At 67.5% G+C, this 20,014-nt stretch carries 16 protein-coding genes, 1 pseudogene and 1 other annotated feature; of the genes and pseudogenes, 4 read left to right on the top strand and 13 right to left on the bottom strand.

The features are described 5' to 3' along the window. Window positions 1–61 precede the first annotated feature (61 nt). The gene (locus GVY41_RS00300; RefSeq protein ID WP_161342252.1) at window positions 62–793 is read left to right on the top strand and encodes a GntR family transcriptional regulator; all 732 of its coding nucleotides are present in this window, start codon (window positions 62–64) and stop codon (window positions 791–793) included. A gap of 143 nt (window positions 794–936) precedes the next feature. Here the strand turns inward: GVY41_RS00300 and GVY41_RS00295 are convergent. The 8 genes and pseudogenes from GVY41_RS00295 to GVY41_RS00260 form a co-directional block, all read right to left on the bottom strand. Next, window positions 937–1,540, bottom strand: a pseudogene (locus GVY41_RS00295) (IS3 family transposase); the annotation flags it as partial. Next, window positions 1,143–1,259 (bottom strand) — a sequence feature (AL1L pseudoknot). (Overlaps the previous pseudogene by 117 nt.) A gap of 116 nt (window positions 1,541–1,656) precedes the next feature. Then, window positions 1,657–2,340, bottom strand: coding sequence for a response regulator (locus GVY41_RS00290; protein WP_161342251.1), 684 nt, complete (start codon window positions 2,338–2,340; stop codon window positions 1,657–1,659). Continuing rightward, a complete protein-coding gene (locus GVY41_RS00285) occupies window positions 2,337–5,018 on the bottom strand; it encodes a sensor histidine kinase (protein WP_161342250.1) in 2,682 nt (893 codons plus the stop codon). Before GVY41_RS00285 ends, GVY41_RS00290 begins: the two co-directional genes overlap by 4 nt. Then, on the bottom strand, window positions 5,015–5,608 hold the full coding sequence (kdpC, locus tag GVY41_RS00280) for a potassium-transporting ATPase subunit KdpC (RefSeq protein WP_161342249.1): 594 nt from the start codon (window positions 5,606–5,608) through the stop codon (window positions 5,015–5,017). The genes GVY41_RS00285 and kdpC overlap by 4 nt, the downstream gene beginning before the upstream one ends. Before the next feature lie 11 nt (window positions 5,609–5,619). Then, window positions 5,620–7,656, bottom strand: a complete 2,037-nt coding sequence (gene kdpB, locus GVY41_RS00275; RefSeq protein ID WP_161342248.1) for a potassium-transporting ATPase subunit KdpB — start codon at window positions 7,654–7,656, stop codon at window positions 5,620–5,622. Window positions 7,657–7,664: 8 nt separating this feature from the next. Further along, window positions 7,665–9,332 (bottom strand): potassium-transporting ATPase subunit KdpA, encoded by a 1,668-nt coding sequence (gene kdpA, locus GVY41_RS00270; protein WP_161342247.1) that lies wholly within the window; start codon window positions 9,330–9,332, stop codon window positions 7,665–7,667. Window positions 9,333–9,343: 11 nt separating this feature from the next. Continuing rightward, a complete protein-coding gene (gene kdpF, locus GVY41_RS00265) occupies window positions 9,344–9,436 on the bottom strand; it encodes a K(+)-transporting ATPase subunit F (protein ID WP_161656849.1) in 93 nt (30 codons plus the stop codon). A gap of 139 nt (window positions 9,437–9,575) precedes the next feature. Continuing rightward, window positions 9,576–9,800 (bottom strand): hypothetical protein, encoded by a 225-nt coding sequence (locus tag GVY41_RS00260; RefSeq protein ID WP_161342246.1) that lies wholly within the window; start codon window positions 9,798–9,800, stop codon window positions 9,576–9,578. Window positions 9,801–10,237: 437 nt separating this feature from the next. On the opposite strand from GVY41_RS00260, the gene GVY41_RS00255 reads away from it, so the two are divergent. Next, window positions 10,238–12,325, top strand: coding sequence for an acetate--CoA ligase family protein (locus GVY41_RS00255; protein WP_161342245.1), 2,088 nt, complete (start codon window positions 10,238–10,240; stop codon window positions 12,323–12,325). A 183-nt stretch (window positions 12,326–12,508) separates the two neighbouring features. On the opposite strand, the gene GVY41_RS00250 is transcribed toward GVY41_RS00255, so the two are convergent. From GVY41_RS00250 to GVY41_RS00235, 4 genes are all read right to left on the bottom strand, one after another. Beyond that, complete coding sequence (locus GVY41_RS00250) at window positions 12,509–13,324, bottom strand: enoyl-CoA hydratase/isomerase family protein (RefSeq protein ID WP_161342244.1); 816 nt, start codon at window positions 13,322–13,324, stop codon at window positions 12,509–12,511. Window positions 13,325–13,354: 30 nt separating this feature from the next. Next, window positions 13,355–14,722, bottom strand: a complete 1,368-nt coding sequence (locus GVY41_RS00245) for an MmgE/PrpD family protein (protein WP_161342243.1) — start codon at window positions 14,720–14,722, stop codon at window positions 13,355–13,357. Between the two features lie 10 nt (window positions 14,723–14,732). Then, entirely contained in the window at window positions 14,733–15,524 is a 792-nt protein-coding gene (locus GVY41_RS00240; protein WP_161342242.1) for an SDR family NAD(P)-dependent oxidoreductase, read from the bottom strand. Between the two features lie 80 nt (window positions 15,525–15,604). After that, window positions 15,605–16,567 (bottom strand): LysR substrate-binding domain-containing protein, encoded by a 963-nt coding sequence (locus GVY41_RS00235; protein ID WP_161342241.1) that lies wholly within the window; start codon window positions 16,565–16,567, stop codon window positions 15,605–15,607. 228 nt (window positions 16,568–16,795) lie between these two features. Between GVY41_RS00235 and GVY41_RS00230 the strand changes: the two genes are divergently transcribed. Both GVY41_RS00230 and GVY41_RS00225 read left to right on the top strand, forming a co-directional pair. Then, window positions 16,796–17,905: an AbrB family transcriptional regulator gene (locus GVY41_RS00230; RefSeq protein ID WP_161342240.1), complete on the top strand. Its 1,110-nt coding sequence runs from the start codon at window positions 16,796–16,798 to the stop codon at window positions 17,903–17,905. After that, a complete protein-coding gene (locus GVY41_RS00225; RefSeq protein ID WP_161342238.1) occupies window positions 17,902–18,906 on the top strand; it encodes a D-2-hydroxyacid dehydrogenase family protein in 1,005 nt (334 codons plus the stop codon). The genes GVY41_RS00230 and GVY41_RS00225 overlap by 4 nt, the downstream gene beginning before the upstream one ends. 99 nt (window positions 18,907–19,005) lie before the next feature. On the opposite strand, the gene GVY41_RS00220 is transcribed toward GVY41_RS00225, so the two are convergent. Further along, window positions 19,006–19,965: a Bug family tripartite tricarboxylate transporter substrate binding protein gene (locus tag GVY41_RS00220; protein ID WP_161342236.1), complete on the bottom strand. Its 960-nt coding sequence runs from the start codon at window positions 19,963–19,965 to the stop codon at window positions 19,006–19,008. Window positions 19,966–20,014: the final 49 nt, after the last annotated feature.

Below are 20,014 nucleotides of genomic sequence, written 5' to 3'. Positions count from 1 at the left end.
GATCCCGGGATGCCTGCCGCTGCTGCCCAAAAGTTGAACTTTCAGGAAACGAGCCGAGACAATGACCAAGAGCGAAGACACCATCGTGGCGGCAAGCTCGGGCGGCGACATGGTCTACAAGCTGCTGCGCCAGGCGATCCTGCGGCTGGATCTGCCCCCCGGCGCCGATCTGGACGAAGCGGCGATATCAGTTCGCTACGATGTGTCCCGCACCCCCGTGCGCGAGGCGCTGATCCGGCTGACGGCAGAGGGGCTGGTCAGTTCCACCCGTGGCCGCGGCGCGCGCGTGGCCGCGATGAACCTTGCCAATCTGCGGGACTTCTTCGAGGGGCTGGATGTACTGCAACGCTCGCTGACCCGGCTGGCCGCGCTGCGCCGGACCGATGCCGACCTGACCGGCATCCGCGCCCATATGGCGGCCTTCGAAGGTGCCGCCGCGCGCCGGGATGTCGATCAGATCAACGAGATCAACTATGCCTTTCATGCTGCCATCGGTGCCGCGGCGCAGTCCGGCTACCTCCACACGGCCTATCTGCGCAGCCTGGTCGAGGGGATGCGCATCGGCCATGTCACGTTCGCGGAACATGACGGGGTGCGCGCGCGCCAGCATGAACATCTGGATGCGACGATCAACGACCATCGTACCATCGTGCAGGCCATTGCCGACAGGGATGCGGACACCGCCGAACGCTGCGCGGGCGAGCATGTAGAGTTGTTCCGCAACCGGATCGTGACCACGATCCTGTCGCTGGAGCCGACCCGCGCGATCGCGTCAAGCAAGCTGACCGGCTAGAACATGCCTGGAATCGCTTTCCCGCCGCGGCCTGTGCCGACACTGCCATCGCTGCTGTCGAGGCGGGCGTGCGCCTGGCCATCCTGCCGGGCAGCCACCCCAGCATGCGACCTCAGATAAGCCGGAACATCGCCGGGGCCCGTCATGCTCTTCATCAGCCGTGCCACCGTGCAACGGGCGACATCAAGCCCTCGCGGCGAAGCTGCCGCCAGACCTTCCGGACGCCGTAGACCCGCCAGTTCTGCTCAAACACACGCCGGATCTCGGGGCGTAGCGCCTTGTCCCTCCGCGCACGGTCCGACAGCCGGACAGGATCAGCCCGCCTGGCCAGATGATCATAGTAAGTCGACGGGGCGATCGGCAGAACGTCGCAGATCCGCTCGACCCCGTGTGCATCCCGATGCGCGTCAATGAATGACACCATCACTTCGACCGGCGGTCGAGCTCCGCCATCGCAAAATACGCGCTGGCCTTGCGGAGGATCTCGTTCGCCTGGCGCAACTCGCGGTTCTCTCGCTCCAGCGCCTTCATCCGCTCGGCCAGTTCGGTCGGAACGCCCGCGCGCGCGCCGCTGTCGACCTTGGCCTTCTTGACCCAGTCATTCAGCGTATGCGCCGAGCAGCCGATCTTTGCGGCGATCGACACGATGGACTGCCAACGCGACCCGTGCTGGCCTTCGGTGTCCAACACCAACCGCACAGCGCGTTCGCGCACTTCGGGGGAAAACTTGTCCGTGGTCTTGCTCATGATGCTCCATCCTACTCAGGAGTTGGAGCCTCCGGCAAACCCGGAGCGGTTCACAGTGTAAGTGTGTGGCTTCCTATCTGCGCTTCTTACTCGGTGCAGCAAACAACGAGCGATACCTACCCCACGAACCGATAGCCGATCCCTGGCTCGGTCATGATGAAGCGGGGGTTGGCGGCGTCATCGCCCAGCTTCTGGCGCAACTGGCGCACATAGACGCGCAGATACTGGCTGTCCTCGGCATGCGCCGGGCCCCAGAGCGTCTTGAGGATCATGGCCTGGGTGACCAGGCGGCCCGCGTTGCTGGCAAGCAGCCACAACAGATCGAACTCGCGGCGGGTCAGGTGAAGGGCGCCGCCGGCCTTGGTGACGGTATGGTTGGCAGGGTCGATCCGCAGATCGGCGATCTCCAGCACCGTCGGCGACGCGGGTCCGCCCCTGTCGCGCAGCACGCCGCGGATGCGGGCCAGAAGCTCCTTGATCCCGAACGGCTTGACGACATAATCCTGCGCCCCGGCATCCAGGGCAGCCACCTTGCCCGCCTCATCCGCGCGCACCGACAACACCAAGACGGGAACTTTGCTCCAGGTCCGAACCTCGCGCAGGACGGTCAGGCCGTCGGCATCGGGCAGGCCAAGGTCGAGGATGATCAGCCCGGGCGTTTCTCGCGCGGCGGCAAGGATGCCCTCGCGCGCGGTCGCGGCCTCGATCACGGCATGGCCCTCGGCCTCCAGCGGCACACGCAGAAAGCGGCGGATCGGGGCCTCGTCGTCGATCACCAGGATGCGCGTCGGGTCGGTCATGCGGGGGCCTCAGGACTGAAGATCGGTATGCCGATCACCATACGCGTCCCGCTGCCGTCCGGCGATGCCGACTCGGCGCGGATGGTGCCGCCCATCGCCTCGATCAGCCCCTTGCAGATCGCCAGCCCCAGGCCGGTCCCGGCGCGCTGCCGGTCGCCTTCGCTCACGCGGTAGAACATGTCGAACACGCGGGCCCGTTCATCGGGCGGGATGCCGGGGCCGGTATCGGCGACCGACAGCTCCACCTGCGCAGCCACCCTGCGCGCGGCAATGGAGATCGCCGACCCGATGGGCGCATATTTCGCGGCGTTGTCCAGCACGTTGACCAGCACCTGTTCCAGCAGCATCCCGTCGGCCAGCACCAGCGGCAGCAGATCCGGCACATCGGTTTCCAGAACATGCCCCCGCAACGGCGCGCGCAGGCGGTGACGCGCGGTGCCGACCAGTTCGGCCACGTCCACCGGTCCCACTCGCGGCTTGAGCGCGCCATGCCCCAGCCGCGTCATGTCCAGCAGGTTCTGCACATAGCGGTCCAGGCGCTCCCCCTCCTCGCGGATATTCTCGGCCAGATCCTGCCGCGCCCCGGCCGGCAGGTCGGGGGCATGGGCCAGGCTTCCCGCCGCGCCGATGATCGTCACCAGCGGTGTGCGCAGGTCATGGCTGACCGACGACAGCAGGGCCGTGCGCAGCCGGTCGGTTTCCGAGGCCAGCCGGGTTTCGGACAGCTCTTCGGTGAGGCGCAGGCGTTCCAGCGCAAGGGCGATCTGATCCACCAGCGCGTCCAGCAGCCGCCGGTCGGTGCGGGCAAAATGGCGGTCATCCGTGTAGGCGATGCCAAGCACGCCGAGCCGCCGCTCGCCCGCGGTCAGCGGCAGGAAGAACCAGCGCGCCGTCGGCAGAGTGTCGGAACCGCGCCCTGCAACTTCGCCCTTGTCCCACGAGAACTGGGCGGCGGACTGGTCGCGGACATCCAGCCGGTCCTCGGGCGGAAAGCCCCCCACAACCTGCAACTCACCCGCAGGCGAGGGCTTCAGGAGAACGGCTTCGCACCGCAAGGTCGTGGCGACGTGGCTGACCGAGGCCCAGATCACATCATCCGCCGTGGCCGCAGCGGCAACGCGCCGGCTGAAGTCGTAAAGCTTGTTGGTACGGTCGGCGATGGTGGCCTGTGCGTCAACCCGCGCGCGCAACCGCGCGGCAAGATTGCCCGTGATCAGCGATGCCGCCAGAAACAGGCCAAGCGTCAGCAATTCGCCCTGACGCGAGACGTGAAAGGTGTAGCGGGGATGCGTGAACAGGAAGTTGTAGGCCAGAAAGCCGATCACCGCCGCCCCGATGGCTGGCGCAATCCCGCGGCGGCTGGCCACCACCACGACCGCCGTCATGTAGATCACCGACAGGCTGGCCACCGGGAACAACCGCTCTGCTGCAAAGGCGCAGGCCGACGCCAGGGCTACGGCCAGTGCCGCCTCGCCCCAGGCACGGGGCTCCGTTCCAAGCTGCGGCAGATGCCAGCCGGGCCTCGCGGCGGGTTCATCGGGTTGCGCCGCCACTGTGATTTCGAAACGGCCCGACAGGCGCAGCAGGTGGGCGGCCACATCCTCGGTGGTCAGACGGGCCCAGAACGGCCGTGGGCGCGGACGGCCGATGACGATGCGCCGCACGTTCCGATCCGCGGCATAGGACAGGATCGCCTGCGCCACGTCGCGTTCTGCCTCCAGGGTGGCGAGTTCCGCGCCCAGCCGTTCGGCCAGCCGCAGGGTGCCTGCCAGCCGGTCCTTCTCTGCCTCGGGCAGCGTTTCCATCCGCGCCTGGGTGACGTTCAGCGCGATCCATTCCGCCCGCGCCCGCTCGGCAGAACGCTTGGCGACGCGGATCGCCTCGCGCGCCGCGGGGCTTTCGTTGATGCACACGAGGATGCGTTCCTGCGCGGGCCACGGCCCCGCGATTGCATTTGCCGCCATATGCTCGCGCAGTTGCGCGTCCACCCGGTCGGCGGCGGCGCGCAGCGCCAGTTCGCGCAAGGCGGTCAGGTTTCCCTTGGCGAAGAACGATGTCAGCGCCCGGGCTGCCTGATCCTGCGGGTAGATCTTTCCCTGCTTCAGGCGCGCCATCAGGTCATCGGGCGGCAGGTCGATCAGCTCGATCTCGTCGGCCATTTCCAGCACGCGGTCGGGCACGGTCTCGCGCACCCTGACGCCGGTGATGCGGGCGACGGTCTCGTTCAGGGTCTCGATATGCTGGACGTTCAGCGTGGTGAACACGTCGATGCCCGCCGCCAGCACCTCCTCGACATCCTGCCAGCGTTTTTCGTGTCGCCCGGTGTCGGCATTGGTGTGGGCCAGCTCGTCGATCAGCGCCAGCGCCGGGCGGCGGGCCAGAAGGCCGTCCAGATCCATCTCGGTCAGCGCGCGGCCCTTGTAGATCACCGGCTTGCGCGGCAGCTGCGGCAGACCCGCCAGCTTCGCCTGCGTCTCGGCCCTGCCGTGGGTTTCGATCAGGGCGGCAAGCACATCCACGCCCTCGGCGCGCCTGCGGTGCGCATCGTCCAGCATCGCCCAGGTCTTGCCGACCCCGGGCGCCGCCCCGATGAAGATCTTCAGCCGCCCCCGCCCCTCGCGCGCGGCATGGGCCAGCAGCGCGTCCGGCGAGGGGCGAAGGGCGGCATCAGGTGTCATTCGGCTGCGGTGTCATCTGTGCGGGGCATCGGCATCGGAAAGCCTTCATCAAGGGCGAGGTTCGCCTGCAGCACATTCACCCGCGGCTCACCATAAAGCCAGAGGGCGCGCCCCTCGACCCGGCCCGCGATCAGCGCGCGCACGGCGGCGGGGTCGGCCCCCCGCGCCGCGGCGATGCGGTCCGCCTGCGCCAGCGCGGTTTGCGGGCTGACATGCGGATCAAGCCCGGAGCCCGAGGCCGTGACGGCGTCGATGGCGGCGGCCGCACCATTCTCCGCCTCCCACGCGGCGCGGCGTTCGGCGACGGTGGCGACCAGAAGCGCCGAGGTTGGCCCGAGGTTCGATGCCCCGGTGCCGGCTGCGTTCCAGTCGCTGGCAGAGGGGCGCGGGTGAAGATAGGCCGCTTCGGCGAAAGGCTGCGCCACAAGGCCGGAGCCGATCACCCTGTCGCCTTGCGTGATCAGGCTGCCGTCGGCTGCGGCGGGAAACAGGGTCTGGGCAAGGCCGGTCATGGCCAGCGGGTAGGCCAGCCCGGTCAGCAGCGTGAAGCCAAGCATCAGGGTGATGGCGGGGCGAAGATGGGTCAGCATGGGATGTCCTTTCAGGCCAGGTTCAGGGCGACAAGGCACAGGTCGATGGCCTTGATCCCGACAAAGGGCACGATCAGCCCGCCCAACCCGTAGACAAGCAGGTTGCGGCGCAGCAGTTGGGCGGCGCTGGCGGGGCGATAGGCCACCCCGCGCAGGGCCAGCGGCACCAGCGCGATCAGCACCAGCGCGTTGAAGATCACCGCCGACAGGATGGCAGAGGTGGGCGAGGCGAGACCCATGATGTTCAGCACCGCCAGCCCCGGATAGGCCGCGACAAAGATCGCGGGCAGCACGGCGAAGTATTTCGCCACGTCATTGGCGATGCTGAAGGTGGTCAGCGCGCCGCGGCTGATCAGCAATTGCTTGCCCACCATCACCACCTCGATCAGCTTGGTCGGGTCGCTGTCGAGGTCGATCAGGTTCGCGGCCTCTTTCGCCGCCGGGGTGCCGGCGTTCATCGCCACCCCCACATCGGCCTGCGCCAGCGCGGGTGCGTCGTTGGACCCGTCGCCGCACATGGCGACCAGCCGCCCGCCCGCCTGTTCGCGGCGGATAAGGTCCAGCTTCATCTCGGGCGTGGCTTCGGCGAGGAAGTCGTCCACCCCCGCCTCGGCGGCAATGGCGGCGGCGGTCAGGGGGTTGTCGCCGGTGATCATCACCGTGCGGATGCCCATGGCGCGCAGCTCGGCAAAGCGCTCGCGCACCCCGGGTTTCACGATGTCCTTCAGATGCACTACGCCCAGGATCTGCGTGCCCTCGGCCACCAGCAGCGGCGTGCCACCGGACCGGGCGATGGCGTCGACCTGCCCCGCCAGCGCGCCGGGCGGGGTCTGGCCCGTCAGCCGGATCACCGCGTCAATGGCACCCTTGCGGAAGCTGCGCCCGTCGTTCAGATCCAGCCCCGAAAGCCGGGTTTGCGCGGTGAAGGCGACCGGCGTCGCGCCCTGGGGCATCGCAGGAACGCTGCCCAGCATCTCGCGCGCCTTTTCGACGATGGATTTCCCTTCAGGCGTCTCGTCGGCGAGAGAGGCCAGCGCCGCCGCCTCGGCGAGGCGCCGCGCCTCCACACCCGGCGCCGGGACCAGCGCATCGGCCATGCGGTTGCCGAAGGTTATGGTGCCGGTCTTGTCCAGCAGCAGCGTATCGACATCGCCCGCCGCCTCGACCGCCCGGCCCGACTTGGCGATGACATTGGCCTTCACAAGCCGGTCCATCCCCGCGATGCCGATCGCGCTGAGCAGGCCGCCGATGGTGGTGGGGATCAGCGTCACGAACAGTGCCCCGAGGACCACGACCGGAATGGTGGTGCCCGAATAGCTGGCAAAGGCGGGGAGCGTGACGACCACGAACAGGAAGATCAGCGTCAGCCCGACCAGCAGGATGTTCAGAGCAATCTCATTCGGGGTCTTCTGCCGCTCGGCGCCTTCGACCAGTGCGATCATCCGGTCGAGGAAGCTCTTGCCCGGCTCTGCCGTGACCTTCATCACGATCCAGTCCGATGCGATGGTGGTGCCGCCAGTGACCGAAGATCGGTCGCCCCCGGCCTCGCGGATCACCGGGGCGCTTTCCCCCGTAATGGCGCTTTCGTTGACCGAGGCGATGCCGCGCACCGCTTCGCCATCCGTCGGGATGATGTCGCCCGCCGCCAGATAGACGAACTGGCCCGCGCGCAGGGCGGTGGAGGCGACATCGGTCGCCGTCGCCGGTGCGTCGTTAGGTTCGGCCAGCACCCGCACCCGGGTTTCCGATTTCGTGGCGCGCAGCGTGTCAGCGCGGGCGCGGCCGCGGCCCTCGGCCAGCGCCTCGGCGAAGTTGGCGAACAGCACGCACAGCCACAGCCAGACGGCGATGTGCAGCGCGATCCCTGCCCCCGCCGTGCCCGACACCAAGTCGCGTAGGCCAAGAAGCGTTGTCATCACCGCCACGACGGCCGTGACGAACATCACCGGGCTATGCCACAGCTGCCGGGGATCAAGCTTGACAACGCTTTGCCGGATCGCGGCCGGATAGAGCCCCGACATGTCGGCGATTTTCGCAGGATTTGCCATGAGATGCCTCAGAAGGTCTGCCCGGCCACCCGCGCGGTTTCTTCCGCGATGGGGCCAAGGGCGAGGACGGGAAAGAAGGTGAGCGCGCCAAGGATCAGCACGGTCAGCACCAGCAGGGTCACGAACAGCGGGCCGTGGGTCGGGAAGGTGCCCGCGGTCACGGGGGCGCGGGTCTTGCGGATCATCGAGCCGGCAATGGCCAGCATGGGCACGATGATCGCATAGCGCCCCAGCAGCATGACCAGCCCAAGCGCGGTGGTGTGCCAGGGCAGCGCCGCACCAAATCCACCGAAGGCCGAGCCGTTGTTGCCCGTGGCGGAGGAGTAGGCGTAGAGGATCTCGCTCAGCCCATGCGGGCCTGCGTCCTGCACCGCCGCCAGCGCCTGAGGGACGGTCGCCGCCACCGCGCCGCCCACCAGAATGCCAAGCGGCATCGACAGGAAGGCCAGAACCGCCAACGTCACCTCGCGCGCCTCGACCTTGCGGCCAAGGTATTCGGGCGTGCGCCCGACCATCAGCCCCGCCAGGAACACCGCCAGCACGACGTAAAGCAGCATCCCGTAGAAGCCGGCACCCACGCCGCCAAAGATCACCTCGCCGATCTGCATGTTAAGCAGCATCACCAGCCCCGACAGCGGCATGAAACTGTCATGCATGGCGTTGACCGATCCGTTCGAGGCGGCGGTGGTCGAGGCCGCCCAGAGTGCGGACAGCATGGCGCCGAAGCGCTGCTCCTTGCCCTCCATGTTGGCGCCCAGGCCCAGGGCCGGGTTGCCCGCGACTTCATAGGCGTGAATGGTGCCCAGACCCACGACGAACATCACCGCCATTGCTGCGAATATCGCGAGGCCCTGCCGACGGTCACCCGCCATGCGGCCGAACAGGAAGCAGAAGGCGACCGGGATCAGCAGGAGCGACAGGCTCTGCGCCAGGTTCGAGGCAATGGTCGGGTTCTCGAACGGGTGGGCCGAGTTCACGCCGAAGAAGCCGCCGCCATTGGTGCCAAGCTGCTTGATGGCGATCTGTGCCGCTGCGGGGCCGCGGGCGATGATCTGCTCCGCCCCTTCCATCCCCGTGACGGTAACCGCCCCCTGCAGGGTCTGCGGCACGCCCTGCCATGCGAGGAACAGCGCGAGCAGCACCGACAGTGGCAGCAAGATCCACAGGACCGAGCGCGTCAGGTCCACCCAGAAGTTGCCAAGCGTCGTGCCCTTGGGCGCGGTGAACCCGCGGATCACCGCGACCGCCACCGCCATCCCGGTGCCCGCGCTGACAAAGTTCTGCACCGTCAGCCCGGCCATCTGCGCCAGGTGGGACAGCTGCGCCTCGCCCGAATAGGCCTGCCAGTTGGTGTTGGTCACGAAGCTGACGGCGGTGTTGAAGGCCAGATCGGGTGCCATGCCGCCGATGCCATCGGGGTTCAGCGGCAGCGCCCCCTGCGCCCGCAACAGCGCGTAGAGCAGCGCAAAGCCAGCAAGGTTGAAGGCCAGCACTGCCAAGGCATAGGCTCCCCACGCCATGTCGCGGCCGGGATTGATGCCGGCGCCGCGCAGCACGCGCCGCTCGATCCCCGCAAGCGCCGGTATCCCGGAATAGACACGGGCCATCCAGGCGGCAAGCACCAGGGCCGCGCCGACGAGTGCGGCAAAGTAGAGTGCATAAGCAAGCATGGTCATCTTGTGCCCCTTCAGAACCGGCCCGGCCGCAGCAGTGCCACGCCGAGATAGAGGAACAGGCCCAGGGCCACCGCCGCCCCGACGATCAGGTCAAACAGGGGCATGTCACATCCGCTCCAGGCGGTGCACCGCCAGGGCGAAGAGGGCAAAGCCCCCGGCGCCGAGGCCGAAGTAAAGGACATCAAGCATCGCAGTCTCCTCATGTCAGATGGCGCGACACTGGAGCCGGGACGCGTAAAGGCGCTATGTCGGATCGGCCTCGGGCGCGTAAAGGACGCGTAAATGGTCCGCGAATGCCGAAGCGGAGGCGAGCGTCGCCAGCCTTCGGCTTAGATCACTTGCGTCGCCAAGCGGCTGAAACACGGCAGCTGACGATGCCTGCCAGACAGGTGCGGCGAGGGGCATGAACTGCCGGTGTTCGATTTCCGCTTGGAGGTTGGACAACGCTTCTGGTCCGAAACCTGACATGCCCCCTCCTCTGGCTCCTCCCCAGCCCCGAACGTATGCGGGGCGCAGCGAAGCATTTCGCTAGCGACAGGCACTTTCACCGGGGACTCCACTTGGGACACCAAGCCGCGACAGGCAAAAAATCGACTTGTTATCAAATATTTGTGGAAACACGATCTTGGCCGCTGGATTCCTTCGCGGAATCCACGGAAGCCACTTTGCGGAATCCACCTCGCGGGAATCCATCCACGGAAGCCACCTGTCAGAAGAACCGGGTGGCGCGTTCGCGCATCAGCTTGCCGCAGCACATCGTCGGACGGTCTCTTGGCAAAGGCATTGTCAGGCTCGGCATGTTGAATGGTCAGTTGCAGCAGCCCCCCCCCAACCCGAAAAGGGCTTAGGCCCGCCCTGCGGGTTCTTGCATGACCCGGCGGCCTGCCGGAGGGGAGGAGAATTCCATGACTGGAACGAAAGTCGAGACCGCAGTGGCACTGGGCGCCCTCTTCGCGCCAAGGACGGTCGCTGTGGTTGGCGCCTCGGCCGATGCCACCAAGACCGGGGGCCGCCCGGTCGCCTATCTGCAAAAACATGGGTTCGGCGGGGCGATCTGGCCGATCAACCCCAAAGCGTCCGAGATCGGCGGGTTGCCCTGCTATCCGTCCGTATCGGCGCTGCCCGAGGCGCCCGATGCGGCCATCGTGCTTTTGGGCGCCGACCGGGCCCATATCGCGGTGCGCGAGTTGGCCGAGCGGGGCACCAAGCTGGCGATCGTGCTGGCAAGCGGCTTTGGCGAGGCGGGCGAGGCCGGGCTGGAGCGCCAGCGGCTGCTGCGTGAGGCGGCGGGCGACATGCGCATCCTGGGGCCCAACACCATTGGCGCAATGGATCTTCACAGCCGGATCGTGCTGTCGGCCAGCGGCGCGCTGGAGGGCGAGGATTTGCCTGCGGGTGGCATTTCGCTCGCGTCGCAGAGCGGCGGCATCCTGGGCGCGCTGCTGTCGCGGGCGGCGGCGCGGGGCATCGGCTTTGCCAAGCTCGCCTCGACCGGGAACGAAACCGATATCGACCTGGCCGATCTGATCGAGTTCTACGCCCAGGATGCGGCGACGCGGGTGATCACCGTCTATGTCGAGGGCATCCGGTCCGTCGAGAAGTTCCGGGCCGCGACCCAGATAGCCCGCGCGGCGGGCAAGCCGGTGGTGGTGTTCAAGGTGGGCCGGTCCGAGTTCGGTGCCCGCGCGGCCGTGTCCCATACCGGCGCCATGGCGGGCGAGGACCGGGTGTATGACGCGCTCTTCCGGCAGTGCGGCGTGATCCGGGCCGAGACCTTCGGCGATCTGCTGGACATTCCGGCGATGCTGGTCACCGGGCGCCAGATGGCGGGCAAACGGGTGGCGATCCTGACCTCGACCGGCGGGGCCGGCAGTCTGGTGGCCGATTCCTGTGGCATGGGCGGCCTCGAGGTGCCCCTGCTCGACGATGCCACTGCAGCCCGGCTGACAGATCTTCTGAAGGCCGATGAGCCGATGACGGGCAACCCGGTCGACGTGACACTGGCCGGGGTCAAGCCCGAGATCATGACCGCCTCGACCGAAGCCCTTCTGGCCTCGGACGAGGTCGACGGGGTCGTGGTGATCGTCGGTTCCTCGGCGCTGGCGCAACCGGAAATCGCCGTGCAGGCGATCAAGTCCGGTGCTGCGCAAAGCGGCAAGCCGATCATCGCCTATGTCAGCCCGCATGCACCGCATATCGTGCGCGAACTGAACCTGCAGGGTATTCCGGCCTATGCCGCGCCTGAGACCTGCATGGTGGCATTCAGTGCGGCGATGCCGGTGAAGGCAGCTGTTGCCGATGCGCCTGTTGCGCCGCATGTGGCCCCGGCCGGCCTGCGCAAGGGCACGTTGAACGAGGTCGAAGCGCGCGAGCTGTTTGCCCATTACGGGCTGAAGGGCGCCGATCAGCGCCTTGTGCAGACCGCTGCCGAGGCCGAGGAGGTCGCGCGCACCTTTGGCGGCAAGGTCGTGCTGAAGGTCGTGTCGCAGGCTATTCCGCACAAATCGGATGTCGGCGGCGTCAAGGTCGGTTTGGTCGCGGATACCGTGGGCAAGGCGCTGGACGACATGGCAGAGCATCTAGCCGCGCAGGACCTGCCCCGGCCCGAGGGCTTTCTAGTTCAGAAGATGTTGACGGGTGGGCTGGAGTTCATCCTGGGCCTGCGCCGCGATCCGCAGCTGGGTCCGCTGATCCTGCTGGGGGCTGGCGGCGTGATGGCCGAGATCATGGACGACAGCGCGATCCGGCTGCTGCCGGTCACGGAAGAGGATGCGCGCGAGATGGTTGGTGAGCTGCGCCTGTCACGGCTTCTGACCGGCTATCGCGGCGGCGCGGCCTATGACGTGGAGGCGCTGGTGGCCGCGATCCTCGCGATGGCCCGCATGGGCGAGTCGCTGGGCGAGCGGCTGTCCGAGGCCGAGATCAATCCGCTGTTCGTGATGCCGGCCGGCGAGGGAGTTGCGGCGGCGGATGGGCTTGCCGTGATCGACTGAGTCAGGCTGAATATTGGACTGGGCAAAAGGGCCGGGGGAAACTCCGGCCCTTCTTGCCTGGCCGCCACGGGCGCATAGTCAGGCGGTGGCCCGCACAAAGTGGCGGCGCACAGAAAAAAGCCGCGCCCCACAAGCGCGGCTCTTCATGTTGTGGTGTTGCCGGGCAAGAGAGCGCCCGGGGTCTCAGCTGCTGGACTTGTTCAGGAAGGCCTCGACCGAGGCCCGGTGCTCTGCCGAGGTGTAGCAGATCGCCTGTGCCTCGCGGCCCAGCTTGAAGATGTCGGCAGCACTGCTTTCGAAGGTCTGGTTCAGGATCGACAGCGTCAGGGCGACGGCGGCGGGCGAGCCCTGGCTCAGCTCTTCGGCCCAGGCCTGGGCATCTTCGCGCAGCGTGTCCGGCGTCGACACGCGGTCGATCATCCCCATCGCCAGCGCCTCGGCCGGCTCCACGATGCGGCCGGTCAGGATCAGCTCCTTTGCCCGCGCCAGTCCGACGCGGCGGGGCAGGAAATACATGCCGCCGCCATCCGACACGAGCCCGCGCTTGATGAAGCTCATCGACATCTTGGCGCCCTCGGCGGCAATGATGAAGTCGCAGGCCAGCGCCATGTCGAGGCCAAGGCCGAAGGCGGCGCCGTTGACGGCGGCGATGACGGGCTTGGTCATGTCATAGATCACGCCGACGCCGCGGTGGGTCTGCTTCTGCCGCTTCCAGCCGTTGAAGGCGACCGAGCCGGCGGGCGCGTCCAGCCGGGCGCGCATGCCGCCGACATCGCCGCCCGAGCAAAAGCCCTTGCCCTCGCCCGTCAGGATGACCGCCCGCACGTCGCGGCTGCCATCGGCCCAGTCGAAGGCGTCGATCAGTTCGGCGCGCATGTCATCATTGATGGCGTTGCGCACGTCGGGACGGGCCAGCATGATCGTGGCGACGCCGTTCTGCACGCTGACGCGGATATACTGTGCCTCGGCAAGGGCGGCGGGCGGGGTGACTTGGTCCATGGGTCTCTTTCCTTGAGGGTCTGGGCAGCGTCAGCGGGGCGCTGGCAAGCTTCTGTCGAACGGCAGCACACCGGGCAGTGCGCCCCCGTCCAGCACCAGCGCCTTGAGCGCGGCGCGGGCGTCGGCATCCAGCACTGTCGAGGCGAGTTCGTCGAATTTCTCGATCAGTTCGGCATCGGTCAGCGGATCGTCGGGGTCGCCCTTGCGGGTCTGCTGGTAGTGGTCGAATACCCGGCCGTCGGTCAGTTCCACCCGCAGGCGGGCTTGGCGCCGCGAGGGGTAGAGCGCCGCGATCTCGGGGTCTTCGGCGATGGTGACACGGGGCATGAACGCGCGGATGCCCGGATCGGCCAGAGCTTCGGGGGTGAAGGCTGCCAGACGCACGCCGCCAAGGGTCAGCAGGGCGGCGGCACAATATTGCAGGCTGAAGCGCGCATCCCGCGGGCTGTTCACCTGCATCCGGTCACAGATCGACTTGGTGGGGCCATAGCCACGCACATGAATGGAGGCGATGTCGTCGCGGGTGAAGCCGTGCTCGGCCTGCAGCACGCGCAGCCCGTCCAGCGTCGGGAAGATATGCCCGCAGCAGCCGTGGTTCTTGAAGGTCATCTTGGTGATCGGGGTCCACTCCCCCAGACCTTCCAGCCCCTTCTCCCAGTCGCCGGTAGTATCACTGGTCGCCGCGGCATAGCCATGCGGCGCGTGCAGGCTGTTCGGCGACCCGGTGACGCCCGCCGCCGCCGCCAGCCCGGCCAGCACGCCCGCATCGGCGGCATGGCCCGCATGCATCGGCTTGGTCACGCCTTCGCCCTGCAGGTTTTCCTGATGCCCACCGGCAAAGCTGCTGGCGATGGCGATGGCATGGGCGATGGTCTCGGCCTTGCCCCCACGCAGCATGGCGGTCGAGACGGCCGCGCCGAAGGTGCCCACTGTCGCAGTGATGTGCCAGTTGCGGTAATGGCTGGGCTGCAGCGCCATGGCGATGCGGCAGCCCACCTCGAACCCGCCGATCACGGCGCGCAGGAACTGCTCCTGCGTGGCGCCGACATCCTGCGCCACGGCCAGTGCTGCCGAGATCGTCGGGCTGCCGGGGTGGTAGCCACCGTCGCGGAAGATGTCGTCGAATTCGGCAGTGTGGCTGGCTGTGCCGTTCAGCATTGACGCATGACGCGGCGCGCCAAGCCCGCCATCCACATAGCTCACGGCCCGGCCGCTGCCGCGTTCGCTGGCAAGCGCCGGGGCCAGCAGCAGGGCGGGGCCGTCGACGCAGCCGGGCAGCAGGGCGGCGAACCAGTCCAGCACGGCGCGGCGGGCATGGTGCTCCACCTCTGGAGTCAGCGGGCGCGAGATCCAGTCGGCGGCGGCCTCGGCCAGCGTGGTCAGCGGGTTCCGGGTCATCTGCATCTCCTCAACCGCGTTTCAGCAGCAGGCCGCCATCGACCGGCAGCAGCACGCCCGTGACATAGGCCGCCTCGTCCGAAGCGAGGTAGACCGCGGCATGGGCCACGTCCCAGGCGCTGCCCATCCGGCCCATCGGAACCAGCGCGTCACGCTCGGCCTTGATCTCGTCATGGCTGCGCCCCGTCTCGCGAACCCGCCGCTCGATCGCCATCGGCGTGTCGATCAGCCCCGGCACGATGACATTGGCGCGCACGCCAAAGGCCGCATTCTCGGCGGCGATGTGCTGGGTCATTGTGTTGATCGCACCCTTGGACGTCTTGTAGGCCAGCGTCGGGCGCTTCGACAGCGAGGAGGTGGACGAGATGTTGAGGATCACGCCCGACCCCTGGGCGCGCATCACCGGCAGGGCATGCTTGCACAGCATGAACATGCTTTTGAGGTTCAGGTCCATGATCCGGTCCCAGTCCTCGACCGGCAGGTCGAAGGTGGGCCGGTCGCCGGTCGAGGTGCCGATATTGTTGTGCAGGATGTCGATGCGACCGTAGCGGGCAACGGCGGCCGCGATCACCGCGCGGCAGGCGTCTTCGTCCGTGACATCGACAGCAAAGACCTCATGCTCCGCGCCGGACATCAACGCGCGGGTTTCTTCGGCCCAGGCGGGGTTTCGGTCGACCAGCAGGCAGCTCGCGCCCTCCTCCGCAAAGCGGATCGCGGTTGCCCTGCCATTGCCCATGGACTGACCGTGCTGCTGACCTGCACCGACGATGATCGCGATCTTGCCGTCAAGTCTTCCGGTCACAGCATCCCTCCCGTCGCTGGCTAGCCAAGGAGAGACTATCAGGCGGGCCGCGGCAGACAGACTGACAAAAAGTCAGTCCCCTATGCCGTGCGCTTTGCGCGCGGCGTGCGCAGGCCCGGCATCGCGGCGTCGCCCGCTTTGAAGAATTCCGGCGCTTCGCCGACCTGTTCCAGTAGCCAGTCGATAAACCGCTTGGTCTTTACGTTGACAGAAATGGCGGTGGGCCAGGCAACGTAGAAGGAGGATCCGGTCGGGACTGCATGGTTCAGCGGGCGCACGAGGCGGCCGGCGCGGATCGTATCCTCCAACAGGCCAAGCTGGCCGATCGCCATGCCGAAGCCCTGTTCGGCCGCCGAGAAGGTCAGGAGCGAAGTGTCGAACTCTGTCCGGTTGTGATGCGAGATGTCCACCCCCCTTGCCTCGGCCCAGTTGTCCCAGGCCCGGCGGCGGTAGCGGGCATGCAGCAATTCGCACCCTGTCACTTCCTCGGGCCTCGAGACGGGCCCTGCCCGCTCCAGATAGGCGGTGCTGCAGACGACATCCACTTCCTCGTCGAACAGCTTGCGCGACTTGGCCTCGCGCCAGGTGCCATTGCCCAGCTGGATCGCCACGTCCAGATGTGTGCCGCGGAAGTCCAGCGGCTCGACCCGCGTGTCGAAGCGCACGCGAATGTCGGGATAGCGGGCGGTGAAGTCTGCCAGCCGCGGCATCAGCCAGTAATGCGCGAAGGTCGGATAGACCCGCAGGTTCACCGTACTCTGCGTCTCCTGGTTGATGATCCGCTGCGTCGCCTCCTCGATATCGTCGAACAGGCCCACGATCTCTCCGCCAAAGGCGCGGCCAATCTCGGTCAGCTTTGCGGACCGCGTTCCGCGCTCGAACAGATTCACATTGAGAAAGTTTTCGAGGATGGCAATCTGACGGCTGATCGCAACCTGGCTGACCCCCAACTCACGCGCGGCGGCCGTGAACGTCTTGTGACGCGAGGCCACCGCAAAGGCGCGCAGCGGGTTCAGCGGCAGGTTCAGGCGGCGGGTTTCCATAATCTCCAGTCTCCCTAGGGCAACATTTCGGCGGTCTGGCTGCGCCAGAGTTAGGCTAGAGTGTGACTTGGAGGAGAAGGTCCGGCAATGCAAACCTTTGGCCATCGGGTCAGGGGCTTGATGCGCTGATCTTTCCATGAGGGCAGATGAGGTATTCATGGCAGGTCTCACCCGGCGGGTTGCGGGCATCGCGCGATCCGGCAAGGGCGCGCAGGGATGCGGGGCCTCATGACTGACGGGCCCCCAACTGGCAGGGCCGGTTTGCGCCTTCGGCTGATGGCATGGGCGCGGCTCGGTCTGTTTCTGGCCGCGGGCGCCTTGGGGGGATGGGCCGCGCAAGCAATCGGCACGCCCCTGCCCTGGATGATCGGGCCGCTGGTGGTCACCGCGGCGCTGTGCCTGACCGGTCTGCTACCGATGAAGGTGCCAGACCGGCTGCGACCCTTCGGTCAGATCGTCGTGGCCTGCCAAGTTGGGCTGACCTTCACACCGCAGACGCTGGACCGGCTGATTGCGCTGGCCCCGGTGATCGTGGCGACAGCGCTTTTAACGATGGGCTGCATCCTCGTGGTGTCTGTGGTGGTGGCGCGTGCCGGCGGGATGACGTTGACGCAGTCCTTTCTTGCGGCCGTTCCCACAAGCCCGATCGAGGCCGCCGCGATGGCCATCGAGAAGGGCGTCGACCCGGTGCCGGTGATCATCTCGCAGACGTTGCGGCTGTCGGCGGTGGTGCTGGTGCTGCCGCTGGCGATCTACACCATCGACGGCTGGCCAGCGATACGGTCGCAACCGGGTGCCGGCACGCCCTTCGATCCGGTGAACATTCTGCTGCTTCTGGCCTGCGGCTTTGCCGCGATGTGCCTGTTCCGCCTGTTGCGGATCCCCAACCCCAATTTCCTCGGCCCGCTCACGGCCACCGCCGCGCTGTCGGTGACGGGCCATGGCCTGCCACCCTTTCCGCTGCTGGTGCTGGCGCTCGCCCAGATCGTGCTGGGGTCGTGGCTCGGCTCGACCTTCCGGCGCGAGCTTCTGGGCTCTGCCGGGCGCCTTGCCGTGGTCTCGCTGGCCTCGATCCTGTCGCTGCTGCTGCTCTGTTCGCTGGCGGCGGCAGGGATTGCCTGGGGGTTCGGGCTTGACTGGCGACTTCTGGTGCTGGGTGCAGCGCCGGGCGGCGTGTCGGAAATGGTGCTGACTGCGAAATATCTCGATCAGGATGCGGCGCTGGTGACGGCGTTCCACCTGACGCGGATCTTCCTGTTCATGCCGAACATCCCGTGGATCGTGGCGCTGCTGGTCCGATACGAGCGGCGCCAGGCCGCAAGGAGAGATACCCGATGACCCAAGCCTATCGCCCTTTGCCCAAGGGCCGCCCCGCCCGGATTGCGGTCCTGGATGACTACATGGCCGTCGCGCCGAAGCTTGCCGACTGGCAAAGGTTGGCTGTCCGTGCAGAGGTGACGTTTCTGACGGACGCAATTCCGGCGGAGGATCTGGCGCAGCGGCTGTCCGGGTTCGACGTGATCTGCCTGCTGCGCGAGCGCACGGCGATCCCGGCCGAGCTGCTGCGCGCGCTGCCGGGCCTGCGCGCCATTATCGCCACCGGGCGCGTCAACCGCACGCTGGACTACGCTGCCGCCGCAGATCTGGGTATTGCGGTGATGACGACCTCGGGCAGCGGCCGCGGGGTGTTTGCGACGGTGGAGCTGGCCTGGGGGCTGATCCTGTCGCTGATGCGGCACATCCCGCTGGAAAGCGCGGCGATGGCGCAGGGGCAGTGGCAGACCCGACTGGGCAATGCGCTTTATGGCCGGACGCTGGGACTGGCGGGCCTTGGCAAGCTTGGCAGCCGGATGGCGGGCGTCGGCCGCGCCTTCGGCATGGAGGTGCTGGCCTGGAGCCCAAACCTGACGCCCGAGCGCGCGGCGGCGGGTGGGGCCGTGCTGGCGGACAAGGAAACGCTGCTGCGCCAATCGGATGTGGTCAGCCTTCATCTGGTGCTGGGGCCCACCACCCGCGGGGTCATCGACCGGCACGCCCTGTCCCTGATGCGGCCTGATGCGTTGCTCATCAACACCGCGCGGGGGCCACTGGTGGACGAGCCCGCGCTGGTTGAAGCGCTGCGGACCGGGCGGCTACGTGGCGCCGGGATCGACGTCTATGATACAGAGCCGCTGCCCGCAGCCCATCCGCTGCGGCAGTTGCCCAATGCGCTGCTGACCCCGCACCTTGGCTATTCGGTGGCCGAGACCTTCGAGACCTTCTACCGCGAAACCGTGGAAAACCTGGAAAGCTGGCTGGACGGCGCGCCGATCCGGTTGGCAGAGCACGATCAGCGCTGAGCGAGGGCTCCCGCCGCAACGAGAAAGGCCACCCCGGAGCTGATCCGGGGTGGCCTCTTTCTTGGGAACGCTACGGCCGGGCCGCAACAGACCGGCATCTTACTGGGCGACGATGCCGCGCTCCGCCGCAAGATCCGACCACAGCTGCATCTCGGTCTCGACCTGCGCCTTGAAGTCGGCGGCACTGCCCACGCCCGGCTGCACGAAGTTGTCGGCCAGCACCTGCTTGAAGGTCTCGGTGCCGACAGCTGCGCGCATGTCGGCATTCAGCTTCTCGACCAGCGCCGGATCCATGCCGCCGGGGCCGAAGAGGCCGACCCAGCTGTTGATCTCGATGCCATCGGCACCGGCCTCGCCGCTCGACTGCACGTCGGGCAGCGCGTCATAGCGGGTGGGCCCGAGGATCACCAGCGGCTTGACCTGGCCGTTGTTGACATAGGGCATCACGCTGGCGGTGTTCGAGATGTAGACATCGGCATGTCCGCCCATCAGGTTGGTCTGCGCCTCGCCGCCGCCCGCAAAGTGGACGACATCGCCTTCGATCCCGGCCTGCTGGATCAGCAGTTCAGCCGCGAAATGGCTGGAGGTGCCGACCCCGGCGGTGGCGAAGAACATCGGGCGGTCCTGGGACTCGGCGGCAAAGGCAGTCAGGTCGTCGGACTGCACCGCGGCACCGGCCACGGCCATGTAGGGGCTGGTGGCGACCATCCCGATCGGGGTGATGTCGGTCTTCGGATCGAAGGGCAGGTCCTTCTGCACGGCGGGCGCGGTGGCATGGGCGGGGGTGTTGACCAGCAGCGTGTAGCCATCGGGCTCGGCCTGAGCCAGCGAGGCGGTGCCGATCATCGAGCCCGCGCCGGGGCGGTTCTCGACGATGACCGCCTCGTCCCACATCCGGCCAAGCTCGTTGGCCAGGGCGCGCGCGATCAGGTCGGTCGAGCCGCCGCCACCATAGGGGATGATGAGGGTGACAGTGCCATCCGGAAAGTCCTGGGCCTGCACAGCGGCAGCGCCGGACATCATCAGGGCGGCGGTGGCCGCGAGTTTCAGCAGTTTCATGTGGTCTCCTCCCGAGAGTTGTTGATCGCTACGTCGCACGCGGGGTCCG

Origin of the sequence: Frigidibacter albus, assembly GCF_009908165.1 — a bacterium.
Taxonomy (GTDB): Bacteria; Pseudomonadota; Alphaproteobacteria; order Rhodobacterales; family Rhodobacteraceae; genus Frigidibacter; species Frigidibacter albus.
The sequence above is the reverse complement of the archived record's forward strand: the minus strand, read 5'-3'. Positions and strand labels throughout refer to the sequence as shown.